Annotated in this window: 4 protein-coding genes; all 4 read right to left on the bottom strand. The window is 66.2% G+C overall.

Annotation, left to right across the window (positions count from 1 at the left end):
* Nucleotides 1-4,080 (bottom strand): beta strand repeat-containing protein (locus OS124_RS25900; protein WP_138919399.1); only part of this gene is annotated, 4,080 nt, incomplete at its 3' end.
* Nucleotides 4,081-5,077: 997 nt separating this feature from the next.
* Nucleotides 5,078-5,854 carry a DeoR/GlpR family DNA-binding transcription regulator gene (locus OS124_RS0102165; RefSeq protein ID WP_010137651.1) on the bottom strand — a complete coding sequence of 259 codons (777 nt, stop codon included), beginning with the start codon at nucleotides 5,852-5,854 and terminating at the stop codon, nucleotides 5,078-5,080.
* A 104-nt stretch (nucleotides 5,855-5,958) separates the two neighbouring features.
* On the bottom strand, nucleotides 5,959-8,616 hold the full coding sequence (locus OS124_RS23445) for an autotransporter outer membrane beta-barrel domain-containing protein (protein WP_138919398.1): 2,658 nt from the start codon (nucleotides 8,614-8,616) through the stop codon (nucleotides 5,959-5,961).
* Nucleotides 8,544-9,284, bottom strand: a complete 741-nt coding sequence (locus OS124_RS25895) for an endonuclease/exonuclease/phosphatase family protein (RefSeq protein WP_138919397.1) — start codon at nucleotides 9,282-9,284, stop codon at nucleotides 8,544-8,546. Before OS124_RS25895 ends, OS124_RS23445 begins: the two co-directional genes overlap by 73 nt.
* Nucleotides 9,285-9,440: the final 156 nt, after the last annotated feature.

The raw sequence follows: 9,440 nt of genomic DNA, 5'->3' as shown, positions 1-9,440 counted from the left end.
GAAACTGCCCGCGCCGGTGATGTTGCCCGCGAAGGTGGTATCCCCCAGCTGGTCCACGGTCAGGTCGGCCGCCGCCAGGGTCAGGTTGATGGTGCCCCCGCCGGTCAGGCCCGAGGTGGCGCCGGTGGTCTCGATCCGCCGGGAGCCCTCGACGTTGGTGGTCCCGTCGATGTTGACGTTCCCGGTCGAGGTCAGGTTCGCCTTCATGTTGAAGACGCCGGTGGACTCGTTGTCGAGCGAGGCGACCGTCAGGTTGTCATTGATGTTCAGGATGCCGCGATTGGTGACATCCCCCACGGTGTCGGAGACATTGAAGGTCAGCGTCGCGCCGTTCAGCACGTCGATCGCGCCGGTATCGGCCAGAGAGCCGCGGCTGCTGCCGTCCGCCCCGATCACCAGCGTGCCATCGGCAACGGTGGTGCCGCCGGTGTAGCTGTTGGCACCATAGAGCGAGAGCTGGCCCTCGCCCTCCTTCACGAAGCTGCCCAGGCCGCTCATCTGGCCGTAGAAGCTGCTGCTCTCCGACAGGTCCACGGTGAACTCGTCCCCGGCCTCCGCCATGACGACGCGGCCGCTGGCACCGCCGTCGAAGCTGCCGGTGGTCAGGGTGCGCTCTCCGTCGACATTCAGGGTGCCGTTGTTGAGGAACTGGTTGGCGACGTCGATCTCGGCGCCCATGTTGATGACGCCGCCGTCGCGGTTCACCGCATCGTCCTTGACCGTCAGCTTCTCGTTGACGTTCAGCGTGCCCTCGTTGTCCACGAGGTCCACGGTGACCAGCGCGTCCAGGTTCGAGGTGCCCGCGTTCCGCAGGCTGGCGAAGGTGTCCGCGCGCTCGGCGGTGAAGGCCGCGCCTTCCGACACCCGCAGGTTCAGGTCGTCGTCCAGGGTGCCGGTGCCGGTGGTGGTCAGGTGACCGCCGCGCACGTAGAGATCATCCGCAATGATCGAGCCCTGGATTTCGGCCGTGGCCAGCACCGACTTGGCGTCGAAGTTGACGCGGCCCGCGGTGATGTCGCCCTGCAGGATGGCGCCGTCGGCCTGGGAATTGGCGTTGTCGATCAGGTAGAAGCTGACCTCGCCATCTGGGTCGCTATGGCGGATGTCGTTGACCAGGGTCACCGTGCCCTCGGCCGAGACCGTGCCCAGGATGAAGCTGCTGCCATCGGGCACGAAGCCGCCCTGGCCCCAGACCAGGGTCGGGCTGCCGAGGCGCGAGGCGCCGAAGTTCAGCACCAAGCCCTCTTCGGTTTCCGCCGCGAAGCCGCCCGATCCGGTCCACATCACGTTGTCCGAGGACATGCCGACCCAGCGGGTGAACTCGCCCGCGGTCTGGAAGACAGCTGCCGAGGCGTCCTCGAAGGAGTCCGAGGTCATGGCGTCGGTATCCACGCCGCCGAATTCGAGCAGCGAGTTGGCGTAGAGGCCGATGCCATCCTCGGCCACCAGGGTGCCCGCATCCAGGTGGGTGGTGCCGGAATAGGTGTTCTTGCCCAGGAACAGGACGCGGCCCATGCCGTTGATGGTCACATCCGCGCCGTCTCCGTCGGCGAATTGCGCGCCTTCGTAGCTGGCCTTGGAATCGTCGGCGATGCCGCCTTCGAAGATGATCTCCTTGCCTTCGTCGGCCGAGATCGTGACCTGGGCGCCCTTCATGATGAACATGTCGGCGCCGGCCGCATCCCCCGAAGAGCCGTCGATATCGCCCGAAGAGCCGCCGCGCGTCGAGTTGCCGGCAAAGGTCATCTCGCCCTGCAGGGTCACGGACCCGCCCGAGCGCACGAAGATTGCGCCACCGAAGCCGGAACCGCCCTCGCCGAACATGGTCTCGCCGCTGCTGTTCACGGTAGAGCCGTCGCCAGCGCCGAAGCCGCCGTGGCCACCGGACCCGGACGCCGATTGCGCCGCATTGGCCGGCTGGCCACCGCCGCCGCCGCCCGCGCCGAAGCCGCCGTTGCCGCCAGAACCGCCCGCGCCGCCATTGCCGCTGCCGAAGGTCGCGTTGCCGGCCGAGGTGCCGCCTGCACCACCGGCGCCGCCGGAACCGCCGCCGAAGAAGTCGCCGCCGTTGCCGCCATCACCACCGTCACCGCCGTCACCGCCGGTGCCCAGCGTGCCCTCGCTCGAGGCGATCTGCCAGTTCACCAGCTGCGTGGTCTGGGCGGCCAGGGTGATGCCAAGCGAGATGGCATTGGCCGTGCTGGACGCCGAGTTGGCCGGGTCGGGATAGGGGTCGGGCATGCTCGATGCCACCGCATCCGCCACCGCCGCAGCGATCGCGGCGCCCGTGGCCGCGATATCCGCGACGAGCATCGGGTTGGTCGCCAGACCGTCCGAGCCAGAGCCGCCAGAGCCGCCGATGCCACCGAAACCGGTGGTCGAATCCGCCGCGTGCAGGCCGTCGCGACCGTCGACGCCTTCACCGTCCAGCGGCAGCGATCCGTCCGGACCGCCGGCGGCGATTGCCACGTTGCCCGAGACCTCACGACCGTTCATGCCGCCGCCCATGGCGCTTTCGCTGACGAAACGCAGAGAGCCGGGGGTGCCGCTGATGGCACTGCTCAGGGTGACGCTGCCGGTGACCGGGTCGACCGCGGTCACCACGGTGCCCGCGGGCACGCCGTCGCCCTCGACGATCTGGCCGATTTTGACCCCGTCCACCCCCGAATTCACCGTCACCGTGGTGCCGGAGACCGTGACGTTGGACGAATAGAGCACATCCATCTCGCCCGAGATGTTCTGGCTGAGGATCACCCGGTCGCCGTCGATGGACACGACCGTGGTTCCCGCGGGGATGCCCGCGCCATAGACCGTGTCACCCACCGACAGGCCGTGGTTGGTGGTCGGCAGGTAGATCTCGTTCGACCCCTCGACGAAGCCGGGCTTCAGCGCGCTGAGGCTCAGCAGCTCGCTCGGGACGTTGCCCGACAGGGTGACGACCCCGGTGCTGCGGTCAATGCTCTGGATGGTGACATTGCCGGAAACGCCCTCGCCCGAGATCCGCATCCCCACTTCGTAGGAGGGCGGCACGTTGCCTGCGCCGAAGGACAGCGTGTTGGCGCTGTCCTGCGCGAAGACCGAACCGATGAGCAGCGGCGGCGAGAAGATGTTGAAGCTGCCGCCCATGGCGTCGGGATCGACCGCCTGGTTCAGGATGATCTCGGTCACATTGCCGTCGCCGTCCTTGACCACGCTCTCGATGTAGGTCCCCGCAGGAACGCCGTTGCCGACGATCTGCAGGCCGGTCTGCAGCGCTCCACGGTCGGCCACGGACATGTTCTCGGTGCCGATGCGGACCTGGCTGCCTTCGTAGAAATACATCGCGCCGGTGGTCCCGGCGATCCAGCTGTCGCTGGTGAAGATCATCGAAGAGCTGATCGAGTCGGAAACGTCGAGCCCGCCGTCGAAGCTGAAGCCCGTCTCGTCCGCCCCGGTCACCTTGGCATTGGAGCTGGTGGCGACGGTGCCGCCGGCCCCGGCGGTGGCCGCCCCGAAGGTCACGCCATCGCGCACCGAGAAGACCGGGTCGTTCTCGTCGTAGGTCACACGGGTCAGCGAGAAGTTCGAGCCGTCCTGGACGATGTCGTAGGTGTAGCCCGAGACCAGGTTGGTCGAGGTGGTCGCTTCCTTGTCGACGATCGCCAGGGACGCGTTGCGCACCTCAACGCTGCCGCCGCCGCCACCGTCGCCGCCGACGGCCCGGTTGTTGGTGAAATTGGCATCTCGGATCACCAGGGTCGCGCCTTCGTTGACGAAGAACACGCCGCCAAGGCCGGCACCGCCGCCCGAACCGTCACCACCCTGGGTGGAGAAGTTGCTGAAGGTCTCGCCGCCCGCATCGACGGTGACGACGCCGTCCATCACTTCGAAGCCGCTTTGTCCGTTGCCGTTCAGCGAGATGGACTGGTCTTCGACAACCACGCCGTTGATCACCCGCGTCACATCGCCCGAAACGCTCTGGGCCAGTGCGGGCTGCACGGCGATGCTAAGGATGCCAGTTGCCAGAAGAGTGGTCGTCAGCAGACGCGCCGAACCGGAAGCCCCAGCGCGCACGCCGGCTTGCGTCAAAAGTACCGCCATTTAAGTCCCCGAAGTACCTGTACAAATTGAACTGAGAGCAAAGCTCTTACGTTTCCCCAGCGTCCATAGACTCAAATTAAACTCTCGTGTCAACTATCCGTGCTGGGTACATCTTTTCACGACCAGGCGGTTTCGTACGGTTTGGAAGCAGTCGATCACAACCGGGCCGCAGCTCTTGGAAGTGGGGAAAATCCAGCTACCGTCAGGGCAAGCGAGGCAGGTTTTTCTCAACAGTTGGTTGCGTTCAGGCATACCTTCTGGCCGCGGCGGACGCGGTATTTTCCTTGTCGCCCGCCCGTCCCGTCGACAGGTCATTCACGCCGGACGGGACGCGACTGAAGACCACCAGATCAGATGCAATGAAGGCCCCGTCGCAGCCCTTTGTCGCAGTCAAGTTGACACCGAACTTGGCAACTTCAGCTGCAGGGAAGCCAGCCCGACCGCCCGGGGGTGTGTAGCCAAAATGGCACAGTCGAACCTCGACGAGGGGGGCTGCCGGCCCCCCGAGCCCGCCGAAAATTGCCGTCCTCGGCGGTCGGTCGGAACGGCGTGCCCTCTGCAAGGCAAGTGCGGCGATCACGGGATCTGCGCCATAGCGCGCCCCTCACCCCGGACGGGGCACCAGGGCCGGCGCCTATCGAGCTCCTCCGGTGGAGGGTCATCCATCGGGCCGTCTTGCCGATTGCGACGTCCCGGGTCAGCGGTCGGCTTCCCATCCGCGACACCTCTGACCCACCTCGCCGCAAGCGACCATCGGTCCACGAGATCCGCGGAACCGCGCGACCGCGAAACACCCTGTCCGGGCCGGGTTGGCCAGGCGCAAGCGCTCGGGTCATCATCCGGGGCTCGTGCTCTTCAAGGGCGAGCCGTGCCCTGCAACCTTCGACCGATCACGGGCGCGGACATGCCGACCGTCGCAGCGGCATTCGTGCCGCGGGGCAGCCCCTCAGAGCGGCGACATCGCCGTTCCCCGGGGCGGATCGATCCCCGAAACCTCTCAGGGCGTGACGCAGATGTAGCGCAGGCCTGATCTTGAGATCTGCTCACTGAACTGCGCGGGGGGCGCGTGATCCGAGACGATCACATCCATGTCGGTCAACGGACCAAGCCGCACCAGTCCGCGCTGGCCGAACTTGTTGCTGTCGACCGCCAGCAGCTTCGAAGTGGCGTTCCGCATGGCTTCCCGCACGATATTCACTTCGGCCGGATCGTCATCACTGAGCGTGCCGCACCAATCCACGCCGCTGACGGAGATCACCGCGACATCAAACTGGAACTGCTCGAGGAAAGCGATGGAACTGTCGCCGAAGACCCCGCCGTCGACCTGCCGGACGAACCCGCCGGGGATGGCGATCACGAACTCGGTCATTTCGCGCAGGTAGGCCGCGATGCGCAGACTGTAGGTGACCACGCGCAGGTCGCGATGGTTCACCAGCGCCCGGGCGATCGCCTCGCAGGTCGTGCCGGTGTCGAGAAAGACCGCAGCGCCATCCCGGATTTCCTTCACCGCAACGGCCGCGATCTGCTCCTTGCGTCCCAGATTGTGCGACCGCCGATGGCGCAGCTCGTCAGGCGGGATCGCATTGATGGTGATTGCCCCGCCATGCATCCGGCGTAGGTGGCCCAGTTCCTCAAGCTCGATCAGGTCGCGTCGGGCGGTCTGGGTGGTCACCCCGTACCGCCGCGCAATGGTTTCCAGCGAGAGGTAGTTCTGCTGTGCGAGCTCGGCCAGAAGCCGGGACTGGCGCTGACCTTTCTTGGTACTATCCGTCATGATCCTGGAATGCCTGCCGTTCGGGTACAAGATAGGAGAAACACGCCGAAACGGAAAGCCGCGGCAGACAGGCTGCCGCGGCGCGTTGCGATGCAGGAGGCGCGTCAGAAGCGCATCGACAGGCCAAGGTTCACGGCAGAGGCATCGCTGCCATCCCCGAACGCCGCGTTGTAGCCACCGACGAGTTGGGCGCCGTTGCCGAGGTCATAGCCGACCCCCAGGCCGATCTTCAGCACATCCCCGGCCATGCCGGCCGCGGAGATGTCGAAGGCGGACCCACCTGAGAAGGCCGTCCCCACGATGGCCGTCTCGCCCGAGAGCAGGGCCCGATAGGAGACTTCGGCGTGCAGAACCGTGTCGCCGGATTTGCCGGCCGCAGTCTGCATCCGGGTGCCGATCTCGGCCCAGGTCGCGTCGTAGCTGTCATCGGAGAACCCGAGCGCCGCATCGCCCCCCGTCTCGCCCAGGCCATTCGCGGTGACGCGGACATGTGCCAGCTGCCCGAAGGGTTCCAGGGTAACCGCCCCCAGGGTCGCACGGCGCGACGCCTCGACGAAGACCTGCGTGCTGCGCATGGTCCCGTCCAGCGACAGGCGCTGCGCGTCGCCGGCGATCGCGACATCACGATTGCCCGACAGCGTGCTGTGGCTGAAGATCACGCCGCCACGGAGGCTGGTGGCGCCCAGTTCCGTACCCGCCGACACGCCGAAGTGGACATCGTCGGTTGCGCTCTGCCCGGAGACGCCCGCGATCGAGACCACTCCCTTGCCGAAACCGGCCATCAGGCCGAAGGACAGCCCGCCGTCGGTCGATGTGTCGAGCCCCAGAAGGGTGCCTGCGGCGTTGCGGTCGGCATCATGCAAGCCGTTCGCCCCCGCCGTCGTGCCATCGAACGCATAACCGCTGAGCCACACGCCGGACCCGGCTTCGGGTGCCGACGCATTCTGACGCCAGACATCACCGATCAGGGCGCTCTGCTCGGCCAGCGCGCCGAAGGTTGCGACACGGCCTTCGCCCGAGAGATCCTCGAAGGCGGCGCTGGCGCTTTCGCCGCCCAGCATGACCACGCGATCAAAGAGGGCATTGCCCATGCCCAGCTCTTCGACCGCATCGGCGGTGGCGCGGGCATTGCCCCCGTCAGCCAGCGTGCGGAAAGAGGTGTCGTTCCGCTCAAGGCTCAGATCCAGCGCCGTGTCCGAATAGCTCAGCGCCGCATCGAGGAAGGCAAGGTCCGAGCGGACGCTGTCGAAGGTGCCGGTGATGCCCCCATCCGCCGTCAGGACCCGATAGTCGGTGTTGTAGGCATAGGGCCCGCTTTCGGAGATCGCGAACACGCTGCCCCCGTTGATCGTGGCGGTTCCGGTGACGACGACCCGGTCGGCGTTGCCCTCTGCGTCGGCCTCGATCTCGAACTCTGCGCCCTGCGCAAAGGTCAGATCGCCATCCACGGTCAGCGTGCCGATGCTGTTGCCCGCGCCGAGCGTACCGCCGGAGGCGACGGTCACGCTGGCCGTCGTTCCCGCCCCACCGAGACGCGCGCCGCTTTCCACCTTCAGCAGACCCGATCCCGCAATGGACCCGTTCACGGAAAGCGTCCCCGCCTTGACCGTGGTCGTGCCGGTGTAGGTGTTGATGCCCGAGAGCACGAGACGCCCGTCACCGCGCTTTTCAAGCCCGCCGCTGCCCGAGATCACCCCCGTAGCATCGACGTTGCCGTCGCCGTCGCGAACATCCAGCCAGCCGCCGGTGCCCTCCAGGACGACGTCCCGGGCGAGTTTCTCCATGCCCGTGCCCAGCACGGCCAGGCCGCCGTCGTTCAGGCGCAGATCGGCCTCGGCAGTACCAAGCGCGGCATCCTCGTAGACGAGGACGGTGCCGCCGTCGGCAACCAGCGTCTCATCGATGAAGCTATGGTCGTCGATGCAATAGTCGACCACCGCCTGCAGGAAGCGCGGGTCCGTGGTGGTGCAATCCAGCAGCGTCTTCTTTTCCTCCAGCGTCAGGTCGGTGAGGATCGGGTTGCCGTTCTCGTCCGAGACCTGGCCGAGGTAGACATCGGTCCGCATGTTGTTGCGGGTCAGCAGGAATTCCCCGTCGCTTTCGGCCCAGGGCGTGGCACCGGAATCCCAGGCCAGGCGTGTCCGGTCGGTGTCGTAGGTTTCAAGCCGCGGGCCAACCCAGCGGAATTCATGGGCCACCGGCTCGTGGTCCGACAGCGGGCGGGAGACGTTGTTGCGATCCAGCACTTCGACATCGGTGATCTCGCCAAGATAGGGATCGTTCTCGTCATCGACGATTTCGAACCACTTGCCGAAGGGCCGGGCGGCGATGAAATGGTCGATCTGCGCGCGATCCCAGCTGGTCCAGGTATTGGTGCCATCCTCAAGCTTGGACGGCCAGGTCGCACCGCCCAGCTCATGCGGGGCAAAGCCTTCGCGGTCTGCCTCGGTCTGCAACAGCATGAACTGCTTCTTCAGGATGTTCAGCGTAACCGGGGTGTTGTCCTCGACCGCATAGGTCTCATCGACGAAGGTCAGGCCCTTGTCGGCCATGTCCCTGGCGATGATGTATTCCCACTGGCGCCAGCTCATCTGGCCGGTGCTGGTGATCCCCGGGAATTCCGACCGGTGCGCGTCGAAGTAGTCCTGGATGACGTTCCGATAGCGCTCGCGCCCATCTTCCTGTGCCTTCATCGAGGCGACATAGGCCGCGAACTCGGCCTCGCGGCCTTCGGGGTGTATTGCTGCGCCAGGTCGCGCCAAAGCTGCGAGCTGCCGCCGTCCATCATCACGCGGGCAAAGAGGTAGGCTTGCTGTTCGGCGTGGTGCAGGCCGCGCTCGGCAACATCACCGGCGTTGAAATCGCCCGCGATGATAAGCGGACCCGTCTGGCTGAGCGCCCAGTCGTTCAGGGCCTTGGCCTCGGCGATCCGTTTGGCCGACCCGTCACCATAGTCAAAGTGAACAGAGCCGATGACGGTCTCGGGGCGACCTGCGGCCGCATCCACACGTGCCCAGGCCACGTTGCCCCCCTGCGAGGAGATGCCGGGCGAACGGTGGGTGCCGGTCGTCCCCGGCAGGCGCGACAGGGTGGTCGCGCTACCTGCGGTGGTCGATTGATAGGTGCCCGCGCCGGCACTCTCCAGCAGACCGGGCAGACGGCTGCCGTACTGGGTGTTCGTGCCGGCTTCCTGCAGCATGATCACGTCGTAGTCCCCCGGCGCGATGAATTGCGCGGGGCCTTCGGGGTACTGGTCGAAGCGGCTCCAGACGTTGAGCGACAGAAGGCGCAGCGTCGCGCCGTCATCGGGGGCATTTTGCGCATGGGACAGCGAGGGCGTCATGGCGAGAGCTACGACAGCGGCAGTGCTCAGCAGTCGATGACGCGAGGGGCGATGCGCAGGACGCGCGCCTCTGACTTGGGTCGGCATGGTGAATGATCCGGAATGGTTTTCGTGAAAAGTGGCGATACCGCCGCCCTCATCCCAGATCTTTATGTATCCCGTATGACAAATGTCGTTATAGATACATTTCTGATCATCCCCTTTGGATGCCCCCACACAGCGGGCATTGTCCCGAGCCGGCAC

The sequence above is a fragment of the Oceanicola sp. S124 genome (genome assembly GCF_000220565.1).
Taxonomy (GTDB): Bacteria; Pseudomonadota; Alphaproteobacteria; order Rhodobacterales; family Rhodobacteraceae; genus Pseudooceanicola.
This window is presented reverse-complemented; position numbering and strand designations above follow the sequence as displayed.